This is a genomic window from Pseudomonas sp. Leaf15, assembly GCF_001421425.1.
Classification (GTDB): Bacteria; Pseudomonadota; Gammaproteobacteria; order Pseudomonadales; family Pseudomonadaceae; genus Aquipseudomonas; species Aquipseudomonas salomonii.
This window is the reverse complement of sequence record NZ_LMKI01000023.1, coordinates 304,391-327,998: the sequence shown is the minus strand read 5'-3', so window position 1 is coordinate 327,998 and position 23,608 is coordinate 304,391. Positions and strand designations below refer to the sequence as shown.

General features: G+C 60.6%; 21 protein-coding genes. 12 read left to right on the top strand and 9 right to left on the bottom strand.

The features are described from left to right. Positions 1 to 82: 82 nt before the first annotated feature. Positions 83 to 1,441 (top strand): glutathione-disulfide reductase, encoded by a 1,359-nt coding sequence (gene gorA / locus ASE80_RS17695; protein ID WP_056860071.1) that lies wholly within the window; start codon positions 83 to 85, stop codon positions 1,439 to 1,441. Here gorA and ASE80_RS17690 read toward each other — a convergent pair whose 3' ends face one another. After that, positions 1,442 to 2,449, bottom strand: coding sequence for a DNA-binding protein (locus tag ASE80_RS17690; protein WP_056860070.1), 1,008 nt, complete (start codon positions 2,447 to 2,449; stop codon positions 1,442 to 1,444). Positions 2,450 to 2,619: 170 nt separating this feature from the next. On the opposite strand from ASE80_RS17690, the gene ASE80_RS17685 reads away from it, so the two are divergent. The 3 genes from ASE80_RS17685 (at position 2,620) to ahpF (ending at position 5,942) form a co-directional block, all read left to right on the top strand. Next, positions 2,620 to 3,552 (top strand): site-specific integrase, encoded by a 933-nt coding sequence (locus tag ASE80_RS17685; RefSeq protein WP_056860069.1) that lies wholly within the window; start codon positions 2,620 to 2,622, stop codon positions 3,550 to 3,552. Between the two features lie 133 nt (positions 3,553 to 3,685). Then, positions 3,686 to 4,249 (top strand): alkyl hydroperoxide reductase subunit C, encoded by a 564-nt coding sequence (gene ahpC, locus ASE80_RS17680; RefSeq protein ID WP_003173835.1) that lies wholly within the window; start codon positions 3,686 to 3,688, stop codon positions 4,247 to 4,249. Positions 4,250 to 4,376: 127 nt separating this feature from the next. Continuing rightward, positions 4,377 to 5,942: an alkyl hydroperoxide reductase subunit F gene (ahpF, locus tag ASE80_RS17675; protein WP_056860068.1), complete on the top strand. Its 1,566-nt coding sequence runs from the start codon at positions 4,377 to 4,379 to the stop codon at positions 5,940 to 5,942. 106 nt (positions 5,943 to 6,048) lie between these two features. Here ahpF and gloA read toward each other — a convergent pair whose 3' ends face one another. Further along, positions 6,049 to 6,570, bottom strand: a complete 522-nt coding sequence (gene gloA, locus ASE80_RS17670; RefSeq protein ID WP_017135498.1) for a lactoylglutathione lyase — start codon at positions 6,568 to 6,570, stop codon at positions 6,049 to 6,051. Positions 6,571 to 6,764: 194 nt separating this feature from the next. Between gloA and ASE80_RS17665 the strand changes: the two genes are divergently transcribed. After that, positions 6,765 to 7,301 carry a DUF4946 domain-containing protein gene (locus tag ASE80_RS17665; protein ID WP_056860336.1) on the top strand — a complete coding sequence of 179 codons (537 nt, stop codon included), beginning with the start codon at positions 6,765 to 6,767 and terminating at the stop codon, positions 7,299 to 7,301. A 105-nt stretch (positions 7,302 to 7,406) separates the two neighbouring features. On the opposite strand, the gene ASE80_RS17660 is transcribed toward ASE80_RS17665, so the two are convergent. After that, entirely contained in the window at positions 7,407 to 7,769 is a 363-nt protein-coding gene (locus ASE80_RS17660; protein ID WP_056860067.1) for a histone-like nucleoid-structuring protein, MvaT/MvaU family, read from the bottom strand. A 199-nt stretch (positions 7,770 to 7,968) separates the two neighbouring features. Next, positions 7,969 to 9,510 carry an EAL domain-containing protein gene (locus tag ASE80_RS17655; protein ID WP_056860066.1) on the bottom strand — a complete coding sequence of 514 codons (1,542 nt, stop codon included), beginning with the start codon at positions 9,508 to 9,510 and terminating at the stop codon, positions 7,969 to 7,971. 297 nt (positions 9,511 to 9,807) lie between these two features. On the opposite strand from ASE80_RS17655, the gene ASE80_RS17650 reads away from it, so the two are divergent. From ASE80_RS17650 to ASE80_RS17635, 4 genes are read left to right on the top strand one after another with little or no spacing between them, the layout of a single operon-like run. Beyond that, a complete protein-coding gene (locus ASE80_RS17650) occupies positions 9,808 to 10,368 on the top strand; it encodes a fimbrial protein (protein WP_056860065.1) in 561 nt (186 codons plus the stop codon). 59 nt (positions 10,369 to 10,427) lie between these two features. After that, positions 10,428 to 11,207 (top strand): fimbrial biogenesis chaperone, encoded by a 780-nt coding sequence (locus ASE80_RS17645; protein ID WP_056860064.1) that lies wholly within the window; start codon positions 10,428 to 10,430, stop codon positions 11,205 to 11,207. A 2-nt stretch (positions 11,208 to 11,209) separates the two neighbouring features. After that, positions 11,210 to 13,831: a fimbria/pilus outer membrane usher protein gene (locus ASE80_RS17640; RefSeq protein ID WP_056860063.1), complete on the top strand. Its 2,622-nt coding sequence runs from the start codon at positions 11,210 to 11,212 to the stop codon at positions 13,829 to 13,831. Beyond that, positions 13,831 to 14,865, top strand: a complete 1,035-nt coding sequence (locus tag ASE80_RS17635; RefSeq protein WP_056860062.1) for a fimbrial protein — start codon at positions 13,831 to 13,833, stop codon at positions 14,863 to 14,865. Before ASE80_RS17640 ends, ASE80_RS17635 begins: the two co-directional genes overlap by 1 nt. Here the strand turns inward: ASE80_RS17635 and ASE80_RS17630 are convergent. Next, positions 14,846 to 15,742, bottom strand: coding sequence for a LysR family transcriptional regulator (locus ASE80_RS17630; protein ID WP_056860061.1), 897 nt, complete (start codon positions 15,740 to 15,742; stop codon positions 14,846 to 14,848). The two genes, ASE80_RS17635 and ASE80_RS17630, sit on opposite strands and share 20 nt — an antisense overlap. A 44-nt stretch (positions 15,743 to 15,786) precedes the next feature. Here ASE80_RS17630 and ASE80_RS17625 point away from each other — a divergent pair, with 44 nt between their 5' ends. Together ASE80_RS17625 and hppD are read left to right on the top strand one after the other, a co-directional pair. Next, positions 15,787 to 16,743 carry a DMT family transporter gene (locus ASE80_RS17625; RefSeq protein WP_371920482.1) on the top strand — a complete coding sequence of 319 codons (957 nt, stop codon included), beginning with the start codon at positions 15,787 to 15,789 and terminating at the stop codon, positions 16,741 to 16,743. 245 nt (positions 16,744 to 16,988) lie between these two features. Then, entirely contained in the window at positions 16,989 to 18,065 is a 1,077-nt protein-coding gene (hppD, locus tag ASE80_RS17620; RefSeq protein WP_017135508.1) for a 4-hydroxyphenylpyruvate dioxygenase, read from the top strand. A 64-nt stretch (positions 18,066 to 18,129) separates the two neighbouring features. Here the strand turns inward: hppD and rarD are convergent, their stop codons facing one another. The 3 genes from rarD to ASE80_RS17605 all read right to left on the bottom strand — a co-directional run bounded on the left by rarD (position 18,130) and on the right by ASE80_RS17605 (position 21,201). Beyond that, entirely contained in the window at positions 18,130 to 19,011 is an 882-nt protein-coding gene (gene rarD / locus ASE80_RS17615; RefSeq protein ID WP_056860060.1) for an EamA family transporter RarD, read from the bottom strand. A 195-nt stretch (positions 19,012 to 19,206) separates the two neighbouring features. After that, the gene (locus tag ASE80_RS17610; RefSeq protein ID WP_056860059.1) at positions 19,207 to 20,217 is read right to left on the bottom strand and encodes an aldo/keto reductase; all 1,011 of its coding nucleotides are present in this window, start codon (positions 20,215 to 20,217) and stop codon (positions 19,207 to 19,209) included. An 81-nt stretch (positions 20,218 to 20,298) separates the two neighbouring features. Then, entirely contained in the window at positions 20,299 to 21,201 is a 903-nt protein-coding gene (locus ASE80_RS17605) for a LysR family transcriptional regulator (RefSeq protein ID WP_056860058.1), read from the bottom strand. 101 nt (positions 21,202 to 21,302) lie between these two features. On the opposite strand from ASE80_RS17605, the gene ASE80_RS17600 reads away from it, so the two are divergent. Next, the gene (locus ASE80_RS17600) at positions 21,303 to 22,007 is read left to right on the top strand and encodes an SDR family oxidoreductase (protein ID WP_056860057.1); all 705 of its coding nucleotides are present in this window, start codon (positions 21,303 to 21,305) and stop codon (positions 22,005 to 22,007) included. 144 nt (positions 22,008 to 22,151) lie between these two features. On the opposite strand, the gene ASE80_RS17595 is transcribed toward ASE80_RS17600, so the two are convergent. Then, positions 22,152 to 23,462: an MFS transporter gene (locus tag ASE80_RS17595; RefSeq protein ID WP_056860056.1), complete on the bottom strand. Its 1,311-nt coding sequence runs from the start codon at positions 23,460 to 23,462 to the stop codon at positions 22,152 to 22,154. Positions 23,463 to 23,608: the final 146 nt, after the last annotated feature.

Genomic DNA, 23,608 nt, shown 5'->3' with positions numbered 1-23,608 from the left:
CCAAAAAGCCACCTTCGGGTGGCTTTTTCGTTTTTCAGCCCCATGTAAGTCGGTATGCTGATGAGCTGCCGAGGAGAGTGAAATGGCCTACGATTTTGATCTGTATGTAATTGGCGCCGGTTCCGGCGGTGTTCGCGCGGCGCGCTTTGCCGCAGGCTTTGGCGCAAAAGTGGCGGTAGCTGAAAGCCGTTACCTGGGTGGTACATGCGTGAACGTTGGCTGCGTGCCGAAAAAACTGCTGGTGTACGGCGCGCATTTCGCCGAAGACTTTGAGCAGGCCAGCGGTTTCGGCTGGTCACTGGGTGAGGCGAACTTTGACTGGGCGACCCTGATCGCCAATAAAGACCGCGAAATCAACCGCCTCAATGGCATCTACCGCAACCTGCTGGTCAACAGCGGCGTGACCTTGCATGAAGGGCACGCGCGTTTGGTTGATCCGCACCAGGTGGAGATCAATGGCGAGCGCTTTACGGCCAAACACATCCTGATCGCGACGGGCGGCTGGCCGCAGATCCCTGAGATCCCGGGGCGTGAGCATGCCATAGGCTCCAACGAGGCGTTCTTCCTCAAAGAGCTGCCCAAGCGTGTGCTGGTAGTCGGCGGTGGCTACATCGCCGTCGAGTTTGCGGGCATCTTCCATGGCCTGGGCGCACAGACAACCTTGCTGTATCGCGGCGACCTGTTCCTGCGCGGGTTTGACGGCGCGGTGCGCACGCACCTGAAGGAAGAGCTGACCAAACGCGGCCTCGACCTGCAATTCAATGCCGATATCGAGCGCATCGACAAGCAGGCCGACGGCAGCCTCAAGGCCACCCTCAAAGACGGTCGCGTGCTCGAAGCCGACTGCGTGTTCTACGCCACCGGTCGCCGCCCGATGCTCGACAACCTGGGGCTGGAAAACACCGGCGTCAAATTGGATGAGCGTGGCTTTGTCGAAGTCGACGACCTGTACCAGACCGCCGAAGCCTCGATCCTGGCGATTGGTGATGTGATCGGGCGGGTGCAATTGACGCCCGTCGCGCTGGCCGAAGGCATGGCGGTTGCGCGTCGGCTGTTCAAGCCTGAGCAATACCGCCCGGTGGATTACGCGATGATCCCGACCGCGGTGTTCAGCCTGCCGAATATCGGCACCGTGGGCCTGAGCGAAGAAGACGCGAAGAAAAACGGCCATAACGTGCAGATCTTCGAAAGCCGCTTCCGGCCGATGAAGCTGACGTTGACCGATTGCCAGGAAAAAACCTTGATGAAGCTGGTGGTCGACGCCGACACCGACAAAGTCCTGGGTTGCCACATGGTCGGGCCGGATGCGGGTGAGATCGTCCAGGGCTTGGCGATCGCGCTCAAGGCGGGCGCGACCAAGCAGCATTTCGATGAAACCATCGGCGTGCACCCTACGGCGGCGGAAGAGTTCGTCACCATGCGCACGCCTGTGGCGGGCTGATCAGGCGCCGGTTGTTGCCTCTGGCGGCGTTGCAACGACGGCCGCCAGGCGCAATGCCTCGATACTGGCCTGGGCCTTGATCAGGTCCAGCTCCTGGGTTTTGCTGAGCTGCTGTTGCTCACTCAGCGCCGCCTGGCGCGCTTGACTTTCCTCGACCGCAACCCGCAAACGCTCCTGAAGCAGGGTGCGTTCGCTGTCTATCCGCCCAAGCTGTTCGCTGAGTGTTTGCTGTTGCGCCTGGTCCTTGCGTGATTGCTCCTGCAAGGCGGTCAATTCCTTGCTGGTCACGCGGTGCTCGATCAACAGTCGTTCATTGTCGCGATGCAGCTGAGTGATCTCATCCTGACGCACCATGGCGCTTTGTTGCGCCTGGCGCAGCTCGGCCTGCACCTGCTGCAACTGGCCTTCATGGCGCCGTTGCTCCTGCTCGCGCTGCTCCTTGACCGCATTGCGGTAGTGCTCAAGTGCGTCGCGGGCGTGCAGGTGCTTGTCTTCCAGCGAGCGAATCTGCTCGTCCTTGTCGTTGATGCGCAACTCGTAATCGCTGCACGCCTGGCTGAGCCCCGCATTGCGGGTTTGCTCGGTTTGCAGGCTGGTGCTGGCGGTCTGCAAGGCGGCGCTTTCGTCGGCGAGTGCGGCGGCCTGGATATCAAATTGCTGCTTGAGCTGGCCGTGGGCTTCTTCAAGCGCTTGCACCTGGGCGAGCAGGGCGGCTTTTTGCTGTTCGAATTGCGCCAGCGCCAAGTCAATCGGCTCCTGGGCCTTGTCTTTAAGGCGTTGGGCCAGCCGCGCTACCAACTCGCCCAGCTCGTCGTCGATGGGCGCCTGGGTGATCGTCAGCCGGGTTTCGTTGTCATCCAGCTCCTTCAAATAGCGATGAATCGTGGTTTTCGAGCCGGTATTGCCCATCTCGATGCGTACCGCATCGATGCTGGGGTTTTCGCCACGGGCCAGGATCGCCAGGCGTGCCGTTTGAACCACTGCTTTGTTTATGCCGCCGCGCGCCATGGGGTCTCCGTCGATTTGGTACTGTGGTACGTGGTATGTATATACATACTGTATCACGAATAAAATACCGTTTAAATTCATGATTTAACAGATGGGATATTGGCGTATTATCCCGTGTCATAGCGGTATTAACCGTCAATGCACCCGCCAGCAGTACGAATAGGCCTTTTATGAGCGACCTGGACCGTTACCTCAACGTCGCTACCCGCGACAACACGCGGCGCAGCTATCGCGCGGCGATCGAGCATTTTGAAGTGAGCTGGGGCGGGTTCCTGCCGGCCACCAGCGACAGCGTGGCGCGCTACCTGGTGGCCCATGCCGGGGTGCTGGCGGTCAACACCTTGAAGTTGCGGCTCTCGGCGCTGGCGCAGTGGCACACCAGCCAGGGTTTTCCGGACCCGACCAAGGCGCCGGTGGTGCGCAAGGTGCTCAAGGGCATCCGGGCGGTGCATCCGGCGCAGGAAAAGCAGGCCGAGCCTTTGCAGCTCAAGCACCTTGAGCAAGTGGTGGCCTCCCTTGAGGTTGAAGCCAGGCAGGCCATTGAGGCGCAGGATCAGCCGCGATTGCTGCGCGCCAAGCGCGACACCGCGTTGATCCTGCTGGGCTTCTGGCGCGGCTTTCGCAGCGACGAGCTGTGCCGCCTGAACATCGAACACGTGCAAGCGGTGCCCGGCGCTGGCATCAGCCTGTACCTGCCGCGCAGCAAAAGTGACCGCGACAACCTCGGCAAGACCTACCAGACCCCGGCACTGCTGCGCCTGTGCCCCGTGCAGGCTTACAGTGAATGGCTCAGCGTCTCAGCCTTGGTGCGCGGCCCGGTGTTCCGTGGCGTAGACCGCTGGGGCAACCTGGGCGAGGAGGGCTTGCACCCCAACAGCGTGATCCCGCTGCTGCGCCAGGCCCTGGAGCGCGCGGGCATCCCTGCGGATCAATACACCAGCCACTCACTGCGCCGTGGCTTTGCCACATGGGCCCACCGCAGTGGCTGGGATTTGAAGTCGCTGATGAGTTACGTCGGCTGGAGCGACATGAAATCCGCCATGCGCTATGTTGAAGCGACACCCTTTTTGGGCATGACCCTGGCGACCCAACCGCTGCTTTGAGATTTCTTCTATTAATACAGAGACCTGATAGGGAAAACCAATCGTCAGCATCAGGTTTGCCAATGAGCCATCGACGCAAAGAGTGAGTAGGATTCATCTCATCAACTTCTCAACCACTGACGGAGAGTCACCGATGCCTATCATCAACAGCCAAGTAAAACCGTTCAAAGCGACCGCCTACAAAAACGGCAACTTCGTAGATGTGACTGACGCTGACCTGAAAGGCAAATGGTCGGTAGTTTTCTTCTACCCAGCCGACTTCACCTTCGTTTGCCCAACCGAACTGGAAGACCTGGCTGACAACTACGCCGAATTCCAGAAACTGGGCGTCGAGATCTACAGCGTTTCCACCGACACCCATTTTGCCCACGCTGCCTGGCACAACACTTCGCCAGCCATCGGCAAAATCCAGTACACCATGATCGGCGACCCAACCCTGACCATCTCCCGCAACTTCGACGTACTGATCGAAGAAGCTGGCCTGGCAGACCGCGGTACTTTCGTGATCAACCCGGAAGGTCAGATCAAGATCGTTGAACTGAACGACGGCGGCGTTGGCCGTGACGCTTCCGAGCTGCTGCGCAAAATCAAAGCCGCTCAATACGTCGCTGCTCACCCAGGCGAAGTTTGCCCAGCCAAGTGGAAAGAAGGCGAGGCTACTCTGGCTCCGTCCCTGGACCTGGTCGGCAAGATCTAAGTCTGTGAAACATCAAGGGCGGATTGCCGCACCTTAAGTAAGCTGCACCGCCCTCAAAACGCCCGGGCGAGATTCGCTCGGGCGTTTTTTTGTCTGCAATAAACCGAATTAACAGGAAATCGCCCGTATGTTGGATGCCAATCTTAAAGCTCAGTTGAAGTCATACCTGGAACGGGTCACCCAGCCGATCGAGATCATCGCCTCCCTCGACGACGGTGCGAAATCCCAGGAAATGCTTGCCCTTTTGCAGGACGTAACCAGCCTCACCACGCTGATTACCCTCAACACCGATGGCAATGATGCGCGCAAGCCGTCGTTCTCCATCAACCGCCCGGGTGCCGATATCAGCCTGCGTTTTGCCGGCATCCCCATGGGCCATGAATTCACTTCGCTGGTGCTGGCCCTGCTGCAAGTCGGTGGCCACCCGTCGAAGGCCAGTGTCGAAGTGATTGAACAGATTCGTGCCCTGAAAGGCGAGTTCAGCTTCGAGACCTACTTTTCGCTGTCGTGCCAGAACTGCCCTGACGTGGTTCAGGCGCTGAACCTGATGGCCGTGCTTAACCCGAACATCCGCCACGTCGCCATCGACGGCGCGCTGTTCCAGGCTGAAGTCGATGAGCGCCAGGTCATGGCAGTGCCCAGCGTGTACCTCAATGGCGTGAACTTCGGTCAGGGCCGCATGGGCCTGGAAGAAATCCTCGCCAAACTCGACACCAGCGGTATCGAAAAGGCTGCCGAGAAAATCAGCGCCAAAGATGCCTTTGATGTGCTGGTTGTAGGCGGTGGCCCGGCCGGTTCTGCTGCTGCGATTTACGCTGCACGTAAAGGTATTCGCACCGGCGTTGCAGCTGAGCGCTTCGGCGGCCAGGTGCTGGACACCATGTCCATCGAAAACTTTATCTCGGTGCAGGAGACCGAAGGGCCGAAACTGGCCAGCGCGTTGGAAGCCCATGTGCGTCAGTACGACGTGGACATCATGAACCTGCAACGTGCCAGCAGCCTGGTGCCGGCCAAAAACGCCGGTGACTTGCACGAAATTCGCTTTGAAAGCGGTGCGACCCTCAAGTCCAAAACCGTGATTCTGGCCACCGGCGCCCGCTGGCGCGAAATGGGTGTGCCGGGCGAGCAGGAATACAAGGCCCGTGGCGTGTGCTTCTGCCCGCATTGCGACGGCCCGTTGTTCAAGGGCAAGCGTGTGGCAGTGATCGGCGGCGGTAATTCCGGCGTTGAAGCGGCCATTGACCTGGCTGGTATCGTCAGTCACGTTACCTTGCTCGAGTTCGACAGCAAATTGCGTGCCGATGCGGTGTTGCAGCGCAAGCTCCACAGCCTGCCGAACGTGGACGTGATCACCAGTGCGCTGACCAGTGAAGTCAAAGGCGATGGCCAGAAGGTCACCGGCCTGGCGTACAAGGATCGTGACAGCGGCGAGTTCAAGACCATCGACCTGGAAGGCATCTTTGTTCAGATCGGCTTGTTGCCCAACACCGACTGGCTCAAAGGCACGGTGGAATTGACCCCGCGCGGCGAGATTATCGTCGATGCGCGTGGCGAGACCTCGCTGCCGGGCGTGTTTGCCGCCGGTGACGTAACGACCGTGCCGTACAAGCAGATCGTGATTGCGGTAGGCGAGGGCGCGAAGGCTTCGCTGAGTGCTTTTGATCACCTGATCCGCACTTCGGCACCGGCATAAAATCAGGTACCGAAAATAAAAAACCCCATGAGTGATCATGGGGTTTTCTCGTTCCCACGTTCTACGTGGGAATGCATCCGGTGACGCTCCGCGTCACGCAGAACGCTTACAGCGGCGCTGGCTGAATAATCTCAACCCAGTACGCATCCGGGTCTTTGATGAACGCCAGGCTTTTCATGCGGCCATCGCTCAGGCGCTTCTGGAAATCACAGCCCAGCGCTTCAAAACGCTCGCAGGCCGCGACGATATCCGGCACCGAGATGCAGATATGGCCAAAGCCGCGCGGGTCGGTATTGCCGTTGTGGTAAGCGAAGTCGGCATCGTTTTCGGTGCCGTGGTTGTGGGTCAGTTCCAGGATGCCTGGGATCGACTTCATCCACTGCGTGCGCGCAGCGGCGTCGGCCGGGATCTGGGCCTTGTCCACCAGGGCGAGGAAGTACAGGCTGAATTCGGCTTCAGGGAAGTCGCGTTTTTCAACCAGGGAAAAGCCCAGGACGCGGGTGTAGAAGTCCAGCGATTTGGTGATGTCCTTGACCCGCAGCATGGTGTGGTTGAACACGAAGTTCGAAGTGGCGGTGTCAGGTTGGGCAGTGACGCCCGGGAAAGTGTTCAGATCGTGCAGGCTCATGGGCCCTCCAGAAAAAATGGGGCAAACGCGACTCGTGACTTGAGTGGTCCCTTGGCTTGCGGCCGGCATCCGTGCCGCACCGTCATGATACGCAAGCGTGACCGGCCGAGCCAAATGAAAAAGGTCACTCAGCCCTTGCGAGTCAAGGGTGCCAGGCTCAAACTTCGACGCTTGAACCTTGGGTGTTTGTCTTGATGATTGAATTTCGTAAACCGCTGTTGAGCGCTGTGTGTATGTTGCTGAGCAGCCCCTTTGTGTTGGCGGCCGATCCGGAAATTCATTGGCCCAGTGGCTGGCAAGTCGAGGAGGTCGTGCCCGACGACGACGCGCCGGTAAAACCTCAGGCGGTGTCCCGTCAGCGCGCCATCAAGAATGATGAAAACGGTAACACCCTGATGGTCATGGAGTTGACCGGCACACCGATTGAGGCAGGTCATAAAGTTAATCTTGAAGGTGTACTGCTGGAAATGCGCAAATCCATCCAGAAGGATTTTGCCGGCAGTGGTTATCAAAGCGTGTGCACCAAAATGCACACCAGCACATTGAGCCGTCTTGAAGCGCTGGAAACTACTTGCGTGATTACCGAGAACGGCCGGCACATATTGTCACAAACATTGGTCGGCGCAGTTGATACCGATAAAGCCTATGTCTTTTCCTTCGCCGGCCAGGCCCAAGCCTATGAAGCCAGTAAGGACGAAGTCAATTCGGTGCGTGATAGCCTTAAACTTTGAGCGGGTTATCTCGCTGGTTTTTGAACACAGTGATCGGTTAATCAAGTTCGTTTTCGAAGCAAAAAAAACCCCGCATCCGCGGGGTTTTTTGTACGCGCCTTTCGATCAGCCGCGCAACCAGGAATCTACAGTGGCAGCGCCATACTGTTCTTTCCAGGCTTTCAGGCCGCGGTGGTTGCCGCCTTTGGTTTCGATCAGTTCGCCGGTGTGCGGGTTGTGGTAAACCTTGACCACACGTGCGCGGCGCTGTTTTGGTGCGGCGGCGGCAGTGCTGGCTTTGCCAGGGTTAGGATCAAGGATCGAGATGATGTCGCGCAGGCCTTTGCCGTAGTGCTTCATCAGGCCTTGCAGCTTTTCTTCGAATTCGATTTCTTTTTTCAGGCCGGCGTCGTTCTTCAAGGATTCCAGCTGAGCCAGCTGCTCTTGAAGGGCTTTTTCTGCTGCGCGAAATTCGGCGAGTCTGGACAAAATCTTTACTCCAATAGTGTAGTTGGCTGATATCAACTGCAGATAAAGCGTGTAAGCCAAGAGCTTTAAGGTAACTCAAAGAAAGAGGCCTTTCTGCGAGTTCAGCACAGGCAGGAAAAATTGTAGTAGTTAATGCCGCACGAGTAAATCACGGCGTTACCTGAATAAGATTATTTCATCCAACGGACTAGATGGCTATTCAATGGCTGGCCAGCGACTTAATGAATTCTTCACAGGGTAACGGCCGACCGAACAGGTAGCCCTGCAGGAAATCCACACCTTGGGCCGCGAGGTATTCGCATTGCTCTGCTGTTTCCACGCCCTCGGCCACAATACCCAGGTCCAGCTTGCCGCTGAGTTCTATGATGCTGTCCAGAATATGCCGTGAGAGTGCATCGGCGCCGATCATGGCGACAAAGCTTTGATCGATTTTCAAGTAGTCGACATTGAAGTTGCGCAAGTAACCCAGGCTGGAATGGCCGGTGCCGAAGTCATCAATCGCGATCATCACCCCCAGTTGATGCAGGGCATCGAACAGGCGGGCGGTGGTGTCGGTCGGCTGAATCAGCTCACGTTCGGTCAACTCCAGTACCAGCGTCACCTGGCCAGGGGCGAACGCAGCGAGAAATTCCCGACAGTCCTGCACCAGGTCCAGGTCCTGGCAGTGACGGGCGGTGATGTTCACGCCGATATGGAAACCCGGGCTGAAGCGTCCGGCATGCGGGGCCAGTTGTGCGGCGGTCTGGCGTAGCAACGAGCGGGTCATCGGCACGATCAGGCCCGAGTGTTCGGCCAGCGGGATAAACAGGTCAGGGCGAACCAGGCCTTCCTTCGGGTGCCGCCAGCGCATCAACACTTCACAGCCGGCCCATTCGCGGGTGTCGCCACGCACCACGGGCTGGAAATACGGAATGAATTCATTCGCCCCCAATGCCCGCTGCAACTCATGGGTCGGCGCGGACGAGCGCTTCTGCAGCCAGTGGGCCAACACGCCGGCCAGCACCCCAAAGAACACCAACAGACTGAACAGCGCCGGGTAACGCGCCTCCATGTACCGCCACACCTCACCGACGGGCATGCCGGCATCGACACTGTACGGGTAACGCTCAGAGGCCAGGTGCTGATGGGCCACCGCAAACTGCGGCATCGCCGTGGTGTGCACCTTGCCGTCGGCGTCCAGCCAGTTGGGCCCCACTTGCAGGATCAGGTGCGCGTAGCGGCTGATCAGGCGCAAGGCGTTGGTCAGGTGGTAGCCGTCAACCGAGGCAAATGCGGCTTTATCGCCATCGACCAGGCGGTAAACCAACAATGCGGTATCGGGTGTGACCGGGTTGCCGTTCATCAACCACAGCGTGCCCGCTACGTAGTCGTCCGGGTTGACCGGTGACTGGTAGTTGTCGCCGAACAACGAGCTGCAATAGATGTTTTTTTGCCAGGACAAGGTGGTTGCCCGCACAAAAGGGCGCCGCGTGACCTGCTCGCGCAGTGCCAGTTGCGCGCCGTTGTCGCACGGTTGGCCGGCCAGCGGCAGTAATGTCCGGGCGGCGAGGGCGGTGTTGTCGAGCATTAAATCGAACTGGCGCACAGCCTCCTGCGCGGTTTGGGCGGTGCTTTGCTCAAGGGTGCGTTCGGCTTGCCAATGAAGAATCACAACCCCCAATAAAACGGGAATCAGGCCGCAGGCAGTGCTGATGAGCGCGCGTGCGGTTCGGCTTCGGGGGCCTTTGGCGGTGAGGGGCATAGAGGCAGCCAATAACGGAATAAAAAGACGGGTGTGTGCCGATGATAGTTGGCATTGCGCAGTGCCGCTCACTTGTTTGGCGCGACTTGACCTAGCCGTTCGGTCAGTTGTTGCGATTGTCTCAGCTTGGCAAGATAAACATCGTTGCAAAAAGTAAGAGACTTCGGAACACCGACCCTTCCAGCCTCTCTCTCAGCCGTTTCAGCCCACTTCTGGCGGGACGGTCGACCCTCGTCTTTCAATTGTTGAAATTCGTTTCGTAACCCGTTAACGCGACTTGATAAGGAACTACCTGCAATGAAAAACCTCCGACTGGCCGCTGCCTTCCTGGCCGCTACCGGCGTCGCCGCGCTGCCTGCTTTTGCCGCAGACGGTACCATCAGCCTGACCGGTGAAATCACCGGCACCACCTGCAGTATCAGCGGCGGGGCAGGCTCGGCGCCTGGCGCCAGCCCGAACTTCGCCGTGGTGCTCAACAAGGTTCAGGCCAGCGCACTCAAGGCAAAAGGCCAGACGGCCGGCACCACCCCTTTTGTTGTGCGTGTGGGGGCGTGCCCCAAGGACACGACGGTGGCGGTGTTGTTCGAGAGCAGCAGCCCGGCGATCAACCCGGCTACCGGCAACTTGAAGAATCAAGCGCCGGCCAAACCCGTGCCTGCCAGCCTCGTTGAGGTGCAGATTGTCGACGGCACCACCCAAAAGCCTATGGACCTGCGCCTGGCGCTCAATTCGAGCAGCGCAAAAGTCCCCGACAAGGGTGAGGTGTCGCTGCCGTTTGCCGCGCAGTACTTCGCCACCGGCGCCGCAACCCCAGGCCCGGTGAGCACGCAGGTGCTGTACTCCGTCACGTTCCCCTGATCAGGGCCCGGAGCCTGGCGGTTCGCCAGGCTCCGGACAGCGCCTTGGAGGACCGCCCCATGCTTGCCCGACTCCTGTTCGCAATTGCCCTGCTGCTCGCCATTTCGGTGTGCAGCGGATGGCCATCCGTTGTCCATGCCGGCGTAGTGATCGACGGCACGCGGCACATTTACCCGCAGCAGCGCCGCGAAATCACCTTGCGCCTGACGAACGACGACGAACGCGCTCCGCGCCTGGTTCAGGTGTGGCTGGATAAGGGAGACCCAGCCTCAGACCCCTCTGGCAGCGAGGTGCCTTTCAGCCTTTCGCCGCCGGTGTTTCGCCTGAACCCGCAGAAAAGCCAGGCCGTGCGCCTGGTCTACACCCAAGAGCCACTGCCGGCGGATCGGGAATCGCTGTTCTGGCTGAATGCGCTGGAGATCCCGCCGAAGGTCAACACGGAGGCCGATGCCGATGATGCCCCGGCCAACCACCTGCAGTTTGCCTTTCGTATCCGTACCAAAGTGTTTTTTCGCCCCGCCGATCTGCCCGGCAGCCCGAACGAAGCGCCCACGCAATTACGCTGGACCTTGCGCCGCAGTGCCCAGGGGACGCTGCTGGAGGTACACAACCCATCGGCCTATCACGTGACATTCAACGAGGTGGCGTTGGCCATGGGCGCGCAAAAAGACGCGCCACTGCTGCAGGCGCAAGAGGGCATGGTGCCGCCAGGCGGCAACTTGACCCTGACGGTGCACGAGGCCGTGCAGGCCATCCCCGCGGATGCCCAGGTGCATTTCAAATTCATCAATGACTACGGCACGTTTTCCGCGCCGCAGCGTGCTCCTCTGAAGTTCTGACTATGCCTGCCTTGTTGCCACTCACATTCTGCCAAGGCGCTGCCTGGCTGCTTTCCCACCCTCGACTGCTGTGGCTGTTCGGCTTGCTGAGCACGCTTGTGTTATCGGCCGAGGCGGCCCCGTTGTTGTTTGATCTGGAGGCCTTTACCAGCGGTGTGTCCAGCCCGGCAGATCTGTCGCGCTTCACTACCAGCAATGTGTTAACGCCTGGGGTTTACCGCGTTGACGTGATACTCAACGGGCAATCACTGGGCCGTCGCCCGATCACCTTCGTAAACCTGGAAAAACAGGACGCTGCGCAACCCTGTGTGAGCGCGCAACAATTGGCCGAACTCGGGGTGGTACTGCGCAACGCCGAGGCAGCCGCCGAGGAGGATTGTCGCGATTTCGCCGCATGGATTCCCATGGCCGGCAGCCATGTCGATGTCGAGTCCCTGACCCTGGACGTGAGTATCCCGCAGGTCTACATCAATCGCTCCGCACGCGACTACGTTGACCCCGCCCAATGGGACGCTGGCATTGATGCCGCGCTGCTCAATTACACCTTCAGCGCCGCGGCGGTGACCTCGGGTGCGGGTGAAGATCGCGGTTACCTGGGCCTGGATGGCGGGGTCAACCTGGGTGACTGGCGGCTGCGCCACCAGGGCGGGCAAGCCTGGGCTTCACGAAGCGGCCACTTGCCTTATCAAGCCACGGCTACCTACCTGCAACGCGCCGTTTCCGCCTGGCAGTCGCAACTGACCATGGGCGACAGTTTCAGCAGCGGCCAGATCCTCGACGGCGTGCGCGTGCGCGGCATTACCCTGGCCACTGATAACCGGATGCTGGCGCCGTCGCAACAAGGTTATGCACCCCAGGTGCGCGGTGTTGCCGACAGCAATGCCACGGTGACGGTGCGCCAGAACGGCTACACCCTTTACGAAACCACGGTGGCGCCCGGGCCTTTTGTGATCGATGATCTCTACCCCACGGGCTACGGTGGCGACCTCGACGTCAGTGTCGCCGAGGTAGATGGGCGGCGCAGCACCTTTGTCGTGCCTTATTCGGTGGCCCCGCAGCTCTTGCGTTACGGCGCCACGCACTACAGCGCAACGGTGGGGCAGGTGCAGCAGCATGGCGTCAGCGATGCCAACGCCTCGGTGTTTCAAGGCACGCTGCAACATGGGCTGATCGATAGCCTCACCGTTTATGGGGGCGCCACCCTTTCCCAGGGCTATAGCCAAGGCAAGACGGGCCTGGCGATCAGTACAGCGGTCGGCGCGTTCGCCCTGGACACCACCCACTCGCGCACGCAGGTGCAAGGGCAGGCAGTGGCGCGCGGACAAAGCCTTGGCCTGGCCTATAACAAGAACCTGCCGTTTTCGGGAACGCATTTTGCGCTCGGCGCCTATCGCTTCTCGACCGCTGGCTACCTGAACCTGCCGGACGCCTTGAATGTGCGCGATCTGGGCCGTCACGGCGGGAACCTGGACAGCTATGCCCGGCAAAAAAGCCGCCTGGACCTGACGATCAGCCAGCAGTTGGGGGAGGGCACCCTGAGTGTGTATGGCAGCTCTACTGACTACTGGGCCGGGCAGCAAGGGCGCCAAACGTCGTTCACTGCCAGTTATGGGGCCAACTGGAAGTCACTGAGCTGGAACCTCTCGGCGCAGCGCTCGAGGATCAGCGAGCTGTATCGGGCGAGCGACCGTGAACGCGCCGAGGATGTTTTTTTCGGCCGCTCGGCGCGCACCGAACGCGTGGAGAATCACTGGGTACTGAGCCTCTCCATGCCTTTGGGCGAGGGCACGCGCGCTCCGACCCTGAGCAGTTCACTGTCGCGGGATGCGGGGGATTCGCGCGGCAGTCAGCAACAACTCGGCATCAATGGCTTGCTGGGGGAGGCGGCGCACACCCATTACGGCTTGGTCGGCAGTCGCGGCAGCGGCGATCACGGCGGCTCCAGTTTCAACGCTTACGCAGGTTATCGCAGTCACGCCGCCAACCTGCGCGGCGGTTATGGTCAGAGCCAGCGCAATGCACAAGTGTCCATGAGCGCCGACGGCGGCCTGATCGCCCACAGCGGTGGCGTCACCCTGGCGCAAAACCTCGGTGAAGCGTCGGCGCTGGTGCATGCGCCGGGCGCCCAGGGCGCGCAGCTCGGCGGTTCCGGGGTGCGTATCAACAAGCAGGGTTATGGGGTCATGTCTTCTTTGCGGGCGTACCAGCCCAACGCCGTGGACATCGACCCGCAGGGCATGCCCATGGACGTGGAATTAAAGGAGTCGAACCGTTCCGTGGTGCCGACCCTGGGCGCAATATCGCTGGTCAAGTTCGAGACCGTCAGTGGCCGGGCGGTGGTGATCAAGGCCACTCACCCGAACGGCAAGCCCCTGCCGTTCGCAGCCCAGGTATTTGACGCACAAGGTCACGAAGTCGGGGTGGTCGGCCAGGCGGGCAAGGCCTTTGTACGCGGAGTTGCCGACCACGGCAGGCTGACCGTGCAGTGGGCTGAGGCGGCGGGTGAGCGGTGTTTTATCCATTACCGTTTGCCGCCCCGCGCCCCCGACGAGCGCCAGCAAAACGCCGACCAACTGGCCAGCCAGTGCTCGCCCGACACCGCTGCACACGAGGAAAACAGCTGATGAACCGCACGCGCTGCCAACGGCCGGCCCTGCTTGTTGCACTGGCCTGCCTTGCACTATTGGTCACGGCAAACACCCAGGCCAATGCCCGGTGCGAGCCCGGCGCGCCCACAGTGTTTTCGCTGCCGCGTATCACTGTGCCCGCCAACCCGGCGGTGGGCCAGGTCCTGGGCGACCCGGACGGCTACCCCATTGAGGCGCCGCACGGGCTGAGCTGCACCTATTCCAACCTGGTCATCCAATACTGGTCGAGCATCGGCATCTCCCGCGATATTCGCTGGACCGGGCGCTATTTCGGGCATTCATCGCTGGCCATGCCGGTGTATGAAACCGGCGTGCCGGGGGTCGGCTTTGCATTTATGGCCCAAGACCGTGACGGCGGCCCGATGAAGATTGTGTCGACGGGTGTCGCCGTACTGCGTGGCCCCCTGCATCCCGGCCTTTCCACTTGGGGCATGCGCGGGCGCCTGTTTTTTGTGGTGACCGGCGCGATCCAGGGCGGCGCTGTCACGCCGCGAACCTTCTCGGGCCTTAACCTGTACACCAACCCTACGTACCACGCCTTTAACTTCGGCAGCATTGAAATCGGCGAACCCAGCCGGCCCACCTGCAGTGTGTCGACCTCCACCGTGGCGATTGCCTTGGGGGCCGTGGAAAGCCGAGCCTTCAAGGGCATCAACAGCGTCGCCGGCAATGGCAGCGGTACGATCACTTTGCAATGCCCCGTCGGCAGCCCGGAGCAGTATGTGCGGGTGACATTGGTCGACCAGACGCAACCGGCCAACCGCAGTGACCGGCTGTCGCTGACCGCCAACTCCACCGCCAAGGGCGTGGCCTTGCAGGTAGTGTTTGGTGGTCGCGTGATCACTTATGGCCCTCCTGCGGGCACTCGTACGGACGATCAACCCCTGGGCCGCGCTCGCGCCAATGGCACTTTCCAAGTGCCGTTGACGGCTCACTACATCCAGACGGCCGCGACAATTGAACCCGGCACGGCCAATGGCCTGGCGACATTTACCCTGGTCTATCGGTGACCCACTTCTGCGCAAGCGCGAGAAAAGCCAGTGTGGCAGGCGAGGCCTGGCGGCGATCCAGCACCGCCAGGCCGATGCGGCGCGGCACGGGCGGCGATAACGGCCGCTCGACATAACGGCCGTCGGCGTGTTCGGGCAGCGATGCCTGCGCCACGATGCTCACGCCGTCGCCACGGCTGACGGCCGCCAGCGTGCTGAGCAATTGCGCGCAACGATACCGCACGTTGGGCCGCAGACCGGCGACGCTGAACAAGCGCATCACCAGCTCCGATGAGCCGGCTTCGGTGAGGATGAACGGGTCCTTGCACAATGCCTGTAATGGCACCGACGCGCCGGCAACCAGCGCATGGGTGGCCGGCAACAACGCGACCAACTGATCCTCGAACAACGCCACGGTGTCGAAACGTTCACTGTCTGTAGGCGTGTCGGCAAGCACCACAAAACCCACGTCGACGCGCCGCTCGTCCAGCCACTGGATGACTTGCCGGTCCGGCCCTTCGTCCACATGCACTTCAATGCCGGGGTAGGCCCGCCGGAAGTGGCTGAGGATTGCCGGCAACAGGCGCACCGACGCGGTGGGCCCGAAGGAGCCGATGCGCAGCGTGCCACGCTTCATGCCGCGGGCATCGGCGGCTTCCTGCTGCAAGGTCGCGGCCAGACCGAGCATGGCGCGGGCGCGCCCGAGTAATTGCGCGCCGATGTCGCTCAACTCCACCAGCGTCTGGTGGCGCCGGAACAATTCCACGCCCAGTTCCTGTTCCAACGCCTTGACGGCATGGGACACCGCCGACTGGCTGATGCCCAGGCGGTGCGCCGCACTGGTGAAACCTTGCAGCTCGGCCACCAGAGAAAAAATTTCCAGCTGGGTCAAGGTCATGAGTAAAGGCTCATTTTACGATTACTGATCATTAGTCGAAGAATATGCCCATCCTGTCGCCTGTCGAGCAACTGCTATTGCAACCTCCGTCTGATCGCCTCACCTACCTGAAGCTCGCCGCTGTGACCATGATCTGGGGCGGCACTTTTGTCGCCGGGCGTTACCTGGCCAATCAAGTCGACCCGCTGCTGGCCGCCAGCCTGCGGTTTATCCTGGCTAGCCTGGCGCTGCTGCTGTTTATGCTGTGTGCACGCATCCCGCTGGCGCGGCCACGTCCCCGGCAACTGCTGCGTCTGGCGGTGCTGGGGTTTTTCGGGATCTTTTTTTACAACCTGTGCTTTTTCTACGGCCTGCATTACATCAACGCCTCGCGCGCTTCGTTGATCGTGGCGTTGAATCCGGCGGTGATCGGCCTGGCTTCCTGGTGGTTGCTCAAAGAGCGCCTCGGCGCTGCCAAGGTGCTGGGCATCGCCTTGTGCCTGGCCGGCGCTGCGGCGGTGATCGTCAGTCGCAACCCGCAGTTGCTGCACGGTGCATCGAGTACCTGGCAGGGCGACGTGCTGGTGTTTGGCTGTGTGCTGGGGTGGGGGATTTACTCGTTGTTTTCCCGCGGGTTGAATCAAAGCCTGGGGCCGTTGCAAACCGTCACCTGGTCAGTGCTGCTGGGCACCCTGATGCTGACGGTTGTCACCGCGCTCACCGGGCGCTTCACGCTTGCCGGGCTTGGCAGCCTGCAGTTGCCGCAGGTTGTGAGCCTGTTGTATTTGGGCGTGCTCGGCTCCGCGCTGGCATACATCGGCTATTACGATGGCATCCGGCGTATCGGCGCAACCCGCGCAGGCGTATTCATCGCGCTGAACCCGCTGACGGCGGTGGTCTGCGGCGCGCTGCTGCTCGGCGAACAACTGACGTTGCCCATGGCGCTGGGCGGCGCGGTGATCCTGCTGGGCATCTATCTGTGCAACAAACCCCTTGCGCAGCCCAGGGCAATAGGGATTTGATGAGAGTGCGGACAAATACTGTTACGCTGTGTAGAATCGATTTACGCATACAAGAATATGGACTTGCGCTCACGCAAGCCTCGGCCGTCAGAGACTGATGTAATCATGAAGCTACTCGGCTCCCCCCTGATCTTTGGTGACTTCCTCGCCCGCAGCGTGCGGGGTCTCTCGTGTGCGCCACCCTGCAACCTCATCCTTGCCTGTAATTGACTGCTTGCTACTTACAAGAATGATGAGGTGCCGAAATGGCCGACCAATACGAAAACCCAATGGGCCTGATGGGCTTTGAATTTATTGAATTCGCATCGCCGACTCCAGGCACTTTAGAGCCGATCTTCGAGATCATGGGTTTCACCAAAGTCGCGACCCACCGCTCCAAGAACGTGCACCTGTATCGCCAGGGCGAGATTAACCTGATCCTCAACAACCAGCCCGACAGCCTGGCCTCGTACTTTGCCGCCGAACACGGCCCGTCGGTGTGCGGCATGGCGTTCCGGGTCAAAGACTCGCAGCAGGCTTACAACCGCGCTTTGGAGCTGGGTGCTCAACCGATCCATATCGAAACCGGCCCGATGGAACTCAACCTGCCGGCCATCAAGGGCATTGGCGGTGCGCCGCTGTACCTGATCGATCGCTTCGGTGAAGGCAGCTCGATTTATGACATCGACTTCGTGTACCTCGAAGGTGTCGACCGCAACCCGGTAGGTGCGGGCCTCAAGGTCATCGACCACTTGACCCACAACGTGTACCGCGGCCGCATGGTCTACTGGGCGAACTTCTACGAGAAGCTGTTCAACTTCCGTGAAGCGCGCTACTTCGATATCAAGGGCGAATACACCGGCCTTACGTCCAAGGCCATGAGTGCCCCGGACGGCATGATCCGCATCCCGCTGAACGAGGAATCGTCCAAGGGCGCCGGTCAGATCGAAGAGTTCCTGATGCAGTTCAACGGCGAGGGCATCCAGCACGTGGCGTTCCTCACCGAAGACCTGGTCAAGACCTGGGATGCGTTGAAGAAGATCGGCATGCGCTTCATGACCGCGCCGCCGGACACCTACTACGAAATGCTCGAAGGCCGCCTGCCCAACCACGGCGAGCCGGTGGACCAACTGCAGGCGCGCGGTATTTTGCTGGACGGCTCCTCGATCGAGGGCGACAAGCGCCTGCTGCTGCAGATCTTCTCGGAAACCCTGATGGGCCCGGTGTTCTTCGAATTCATCCAGCGCAAAGGCGACGATGGGTTTGGCGAGGGCAACTTCAAGGCACTGTTCGAGTCGATCGAGCGTGACCAGGTACGTCGCGGTGTACTGACCACCGACTAAGCATCAGCAACAAAAAAGCCCGGCAGAGAAGGTTCTCAGCCGGGCTTTTTAGTGCCTGCACATTTTAAGCTTTGCGCTGACGCACCAAATGTTTGAAGCCTTCATACACCAGCACCATCACGGCCAGCCAGATCGGGATATACGTCAGCCACTGGCCGCCCTTGATGCCTTCGCCCAACAACAAGGCCACAAAGAGTAGCAACACCGGCTCCACATAGCTGAGCAACCCGAACAGGCTAAAGGCCAATAAACGGCTGGCGATGATGTAGCTCACCAGCGCCGAAGCACTGATCAAACCCAGCATCGGAATCAAGGCATAGAGCTTGGGGTGCACATCCAGCACGGCAAAACCTTGTTCGCCATGCTGCACAAACCACCAGGCCACCGGCAGCATCAGCGCCATGTCCAGCCACAAGCCACCCAGGTGATCGGTGCTCAGGTATTTGCGCACCACGAAGTAAACCGGGTAACCGATGATCACTACCAGAGTGGCCCAGGAAAAACCACCGGCCTGGTACAGCTCATTGAGCACCCCGAGCGCGGCAAAAAATACCGCGATCTGCTGCAAGCGCGACAAGCGTTCGCCGTACACCAGGCGCCCGGTCAGCACCATGGTCAGCGGCAACAGGAAATAGCCCACCGACACATCCAGGCTGCGCCCGTTCAGCGGCGCCCACATGAACAGCCACAGTTGCACGCCCAGCAGGGCAGACGACAACACCACGCCGCCGATCAGCCGTGGGCTGGCCGCCAGCCTGCGCAGTAACTCCCACACCCGCCGCCATTCACCGCTGACCATCATGAACACCGTCATGCACGGCACGGTCAGCAGCATGCGCCAACCAAAAATCTCCAGGCCGCTCAAGGGCGTGAGCAGCGAGGTAAAGTAATACATCACGGCAAACAACACCGAGGCCAAGACCGATAAAACAACACCTTTAGACACACTGTCCTCGCGAAAACTGTCTGATACAAAAAGAAGGGGGATTTCAGAAGGTGATTATGGTGCTTTTGGAGAGGGTCGGTCGCACTGTTTAGGGGCGTTTTGCAGAAAATTACTCACGAGCAGGGCGTCGCTTGAAACAGCTGGCGAGCAGGCAAGCCTGCTCGCCACAAGGGGAGGGTGAACGGTTTTTATCTGCTACGAGCGCGCAATGCGGCCCGACACAAAATGGCCCACATCATTAAACCCCGGCGTAGACGAATGCCCCGGCGTCACCAGCGAGTCAATAAACGCCTCGTCATCCGCCGTGATCTTCACCGCCAGCGCCCCGGTGTACGCATCCCACTGCGCCTCGGTACGCGGCCCGACAATCGCCGAGCTGACCGCCGAGTTGTTCAGCACCCAGGCAATCGCAAACTCGACCATTCCCACGCCCCGCCCCTGGGTGTACTGCTGAATCTGCTGGGCGATCCGCAATGACTCCACCCGCCATTCGGTTTCCAGGATGCGTTTGTCCTGGCGCGCCGCACGGCTGCCGGCTTCGGGCGTCACGTCGGGGGCGTATTTGCCGCTGAGCACGCCGCGGGCCAGTGGGCTGTAAGGCACCGCGCCCAGGCCATAGGCGGCTGCGGCGGTGAGTTGCTCGACCTCGGCCTGGCGGTTGACGATGTTGTACAGCGGCTGGCTGATGATCGGCTGGTCGACGCCAAGGCGCTCGGCCACGCGAATCACTTCGGCGATACGCCAACCCCGGTAGTTGGACAGGCCCCAGTAGCGGATCTTGCCCTGGCGGATCAGGTCGCCAATCGCCGACACGGTCACCTCCAGCGGCGTGTCGTGGTCCTCACGGTGCAGGTAATAGATGTCCAGGTAGTCGGTGTCCAGACGCTTCAGGCTGGCTTCCAATGCATTGAACATGCGCTTGCGGCTCAAGCCGCTGCGGTTGGGCAGGCCGTCCGCCGGGCCGAAGCCGACTTTGGTGGCCAGCACCCAATCCGAACGGTGGCGGGCAATGGCCTCGCCGACGATTTCCTCGGAGCGCCCGCCGGTGTAGACGTCGGCCGTGTCGATAAAATTGATGCCCTGGTCCCAGGCCTTGTCGATGATGCGCAGCGAGTCTTCCGTGTTGGTCTGCTCGCCAAACATCATGGTGCCCAGGGTCAGTGCGCTGACCTTCAACCCGGACTGGCCCAATGTGCGGTAAATCATGCAAAGCTCCTCATGGCAGGGAAACGTTACCCATGCAATACCAGACTCGGCAGCTCTGGAACAAGCCCTGCGCGTGTTTCTTCATGGATTCAGCAAGGCCTGGCAACGCTGCTGTAAAAAACCATGCAGCACTTTCACCCGTTCCGACACTTGCAGGCGGTGTGGGCACATCAGGTTGAACGGCGTGGGCTCGCCTTGCCAGTCGGGCAGCAACGGCACCAGCCGCCCGGCCTTGATATCGCCGGCAATATCGAGGTTGGCCTTATAAGCGATGCCGTGGCCTGCCAGCGCCCAGCGCCGCACGATTTCACCGTCATCGCTCAGGTAGTCGCCCGACACCTCGACCTCTTGCAGCAAGGCGCCCTGGCGAAAGTACCAGGTGCTATTCGCCTGCCCACGGCGCATGTAGCGCAGCGTGCTGTGCTGCGCCAGGTCAGCTGGCGTGCGGGGTGTGCCATGACGCGCCAGGTAGTCGGGGCTGGCGCAGGGGATGCGATGGTGGCCAGGCACCACCGGCAGCGCCACCAGGCTGGAATCCCTTGGCACACCAAAGCGCAGGGCGATGTCGACGGTGTCACGAAACAGATCCGCGTTGCTGTCGTTGAGCAGCAACTGCAGGCGGATAGTCGGGTGTTCGAGCTTGAACTCATCCAGCCAACCCAGCAGTACGTTACGGCCAAAGTCCGAAGGTGCCGCCAGTTGCAATAACCCACTCAAGCTCTGGCCTTGTTGCTTGATCGCCTGTTCACCTTCGGCCAGCGCTTCGAGGGCCACCCGCACGCTGTCCAGATAGCGTCGGCCTTCTTCGGTCAGGCGCATGCTGCGCGTCGAGCGGGCGAGCAAGCGGATGCCCAGCCGTGTTTCCAGGCGCTTGAGCGCAATACTTGCCGCCGCCGGGGTGAGGTTGAGGCTGCGCGCGGCGGCAGACAGGCTGCCGGTGTCGGCGGTACGCACGAACACTTCAAGGTCCAGGGTCGAGCTCATTTGTAAAAATCCTTTAAAGATCTTGTCGTTTTACCGGGATTTTTCACCGATTGCCAAGCTGAGAAGATCAACGCTCACTTTCTTAGCCAGGTAGCAACCCCATGACATCTTCCCTCAGCGGTAAAACCGTCATCGTGATCGGCGGCAGCAGCGGCATCGGTGCCGCCGTGGCCAAGGCCGCCACCGCCCGTGGCGCACAGGTGGTGCTGGCCGGGCGCCGTTTGACCTCCGGGGCGGACAATGGCGTACGCAGCGAACCGGTCGACGTAACAGACAGCGCTTCGTTGCAACGGTTGTTCGAAACGGTCGGGCGCTTTGACCATTTGGTGTACACCTCAGGCCCGTCGGTGCAGGCCAAACCGCTGGTCGAGACAGACCTGGACGAGGCCCAGGACAATTTCAACGTGAAACTCTGGGGCGCATTGCGCGCGATTCAGCAAGCGCTGCCGTTTTTGGCAGAGCATGGCAGCATCAGCCTGACCTCGGGCCAACTGGGCCGTAAGTTGATGGCGGGTCAGTTCATCAAGACGGGTATCAATGCTGCGACTGAAGCGCTCGGCAAGCAGTTGGCAAAAGAACTGGCACCACGGCGCGTCAACGTGATCAGCCCCGGCGTGATCGACACGCCGGCGTATGCGGGGCTGGCAGAAGAGCAACGCTTGGCGATGTTCGCCAAGGCCGGAGGGGCGTTGCCGGTGGGGCGAGTGGGGCAAGCAGAGGAGGTCGCGGCAGGGTATGTGCTGGCCATGGAAAATGGCTTTATAACCGGCGCCGTGTTGGATATCGACGGCGGCGGCCTGTTGTAAACGCCGAGTAAAAATGGGGTAGCTGCTTATGTGGGAGCTGGCTTGCCTGCGATGGCATCAACTCGGTGTACCTGATAAACCGAGGTGTCTGCATCGCAGGCAAGCCAGCTCCTACAGAAGAGGCCAGCTCCCACAGAGGCCGCGCTATACCTTCAAGGTGCGCGTCATGCGCAACGCCAACACACTGCCGGCCACAATCACCGCCGCCAGCAGATACAACGCCATGTCTGTGGACCCGGTGGCATCCTTCACAAAGCCGACGATGTACGGGCTCAAGAACCCCGCCATCTGGCCCATGGAGTTGATCAGCGCCAACCCGCCAGCCGCCGCACCCGTACTGAGCAGGGCGGTGGGCACCGGCCAGAACATCGGCAGGCCGGTAAGGGCGCCCATGGTGGCGATGGTCAGGCCGAGAATCGCAAGGGCCGGGGTGGTGGCGAAGTTCACCGCGATCACCAGGCCAATCGCGCCCATCAACATCGGTACCACCAGGTGCCAGCGACGTTCCTTGCGCAAATCGGCGGAGCGGCCCACCAGCAGCATGAACACGGCGGCCAACAGGTAAGGGATCGCACTCAGCCAGCCAATCACCAGGTTATCGCTGAAGCCCAGGTTCTTGATGATCGATGGCAGCCAGAAGTTGATGGCGTACACGCCGCTCTGGATGCAGAAGTAGATCAGCCCGAACGCCCAGATCGCCGGGTTCTTGAACACCTCGCCGAGCGAATCGGTGGTGGTTTTCGGCTTGTTGGCCAAATCCGTCGCCTGATCGGCTTCCAGCACCGCACGCTCATGGGGCGTGAGCCACTTGGCGTTGGCAAAGCTGTCGCTGAGCAGGAAGTAGGCGAGGGCGCCGAGTATCACGGTGGGGATACCTTGCAGCAGGAACATCCACTGCCAGCCTGCAAGGCCGCCTTGGCCTGGGGCGAAGTGGTTGAGGATCCAGCCGGAAAACGGGCTGCCCAGCAGGCCGGACACCGGAATTGCCGACATGAACAACGCCATGATCCGCCCACGGCGAAAGGTCGGGAACCACTGCGAGAGGTACAGCACCACGCCGGGGAAGAACCCGGCTTCAGCGGCGCCGGTCAGCAGGCGCAAGCCGTAGAAGTGGCTGGGGGTGGTGACGAACAGCAGGCACGTGGAAAGCGTGCCCCAGACAATCATCATCAGCGCAATCCAGCGCCGTGGGCCGAATTTGGTCAGCGCCAGGTTGCTCGGCACGCCGCACAGCACGTAGCCGATAAAGAAGATCCCGGCACCAAGGCCGTATACCGTTTCGCTGAATTTCAATGCATCGAGCATCTGCAACTTGGCAAAGCCAACGTTCACCCGGTCAAGGTAGTTGAACAAGTAGCAGATAAAAATGAAGGGGATCAGGCGCAGGGTAATGCGCTTGTAGATGGCGTTTTTATCGTCATCGGTGGCCAGTGTGGCAGCGGCGCTCTGTGACATGGCAGTCTCTCTTTATTATGATTTTTTCGCGATGCGAGGGTAACGTTGATCGCCCAAAGAGTCTCGGCCACCTTGTTGGGTGCTGTCTTTGTGCCTGTGCACTGTCAAGCGGGCTTTGCGCTGTGCCTCTGAACAACAACATGAAC

What these genes read in the sequence shown, in the direction of transcription:
- ASE80_RS17685 (WP_056860069.1), top strand. Translation starts at nt 2,620, where the DNA reads ATGAGCGACCTGGACCGTTACCTCAACGTCGCTACCCGCGACAACACG.
- gorA (WP_056860071.1), top strand. Translation starts at nt 83, where the DNA reads ATGGCCTACGATTTTGATCTGTATGTAATTGGCGCCGGTTCCGGCGGT.
- ASE80_RS17595 (WP_056860056.1), bottom strand. Translation starts at nt 23,462, where the DNA reads ATGTCACAGAGCGCCGCTGCCACACTGGCCACCGATGACGATAAAAAC.
- ASE80_RS17640 (WP_056860063.1), top strand. Translation starts at nt 11,210, where the DNA reads ATGCCTGCCTTGTTGCCACTCACATTCTGCCAAGGCGCTGCCTGGCTG.
- ASE80_RS17645 (WP_056860064.1), top strand. Translation starts at nt 10,428, where the DNA reads ATGCTTGCCCGACTCCTGTTCGCAATTGCCCTGCTGCTCGCCATTTCG.
- ASE80_RS17650 (WP_056860065.1), top strand. Translation starts at nt 9,808, where the DNA reads ATGAAAAACCTCCGACTGGCCGCTGCCTTCCTGGCCGCTACCGGCGTC.
- hppD (WP_017135508.1), top strand. Translation starts at nt 16,989, where the DNA reads ATGGCCGACCAATACGAAAACCCAATGGGCCTGATGGGCTTTGAATTT.
- gloA (WP_017135498.1), bottom strand. Translation starts at nt 6,570, where the DNA reads ATGAGCCTGCACGATCTGAACACTTTCCCGGGCGTCACTGCCCAACCT.
- ASE80_RS17610 (WP_056860059.1), bottom strand. Translation starts at nt 20,217, where the DNA reads ATGATTTACCGCACATTGGGCCAGTCCGGGTTGAAGGTCAGCGCACTG.
- ahpF (WP_056860068.1), top strand. Translation starts at nt 4,377, where the DNA reads ATGTTGGATGCCAATCTTAAAGCTCAGTTGAAGTCATACCTGGAACGG.
- ASE80_RS17635 (WP_056860062.1), top strand. Translation starts at nt 13,831, where the DNA reads ATGAACCGCACGCGCTGCCAACGGCCGGCCCTGCTTGTTGCACTGGCC.
- ASE80_RS17605 (WP_056860058.1), bottom strand. Translation starts at nt 21,201, where the DNA reads ATGAGCTCGACCCTGGACCTTGAAGTGTTCGTGCGTACCGCCGACACC.
- ASE80_RS17690 (WP_056860070.1), bottom strand. Translation starts at nt 2,449, where the DNA reads ATGGCGCGCGGCGGCATAAACAAAGCAGTGGTTCAAACGGCACGCCTG.
- ASE80_RS17655 (WP_056860066.1), bottom strand. Translation starts at nt 9,510, where the DNA reads ATGCCCCTCACCGCCAAAGGCCCCCGAAGCCGAACCGCACGCGCGCTC.
- ASE80_RS17665 (WP_056860336.1), top strand. Translation starts at nt 6,765, where the DNA reads ATGATTGAATTTCGTAAACCGCTGTTGAGCGCTGTGTGTATGTTGCTG.
- ahpC (WP_003173835.1), top strand. Translation starts at nt 3,686, where the DNA reads ATGCCTATCATCAACAGCCAAGTAAAACCGTTCAAAGCGACCGCCTAC.
- ASE80_RS17630 (WP_056860061.1), bottom strand. Translation starts at nt 15,742, where the DNA reads ATGACCTTGACCCAGCTGGAAATTTTTTCTCTGGTGGCCGAGCTGCAA.
- ASE80_RS17625 (WP_371920482.1), top strand. Translation starts at nt 15,787, where the DNA reads ATGCCCATCCTGTCGCCTGTCGAGCAACTGCTATTGCAACCTCCGTCT.
- ASE80_RS17600 (WP_056860057.1), top strand. Translation starts at nt 21,303, where the DNA reads ATGACATCTTCCCTCAGCGGTAAAACCGTCATCGTGATCGGCGGCAGC.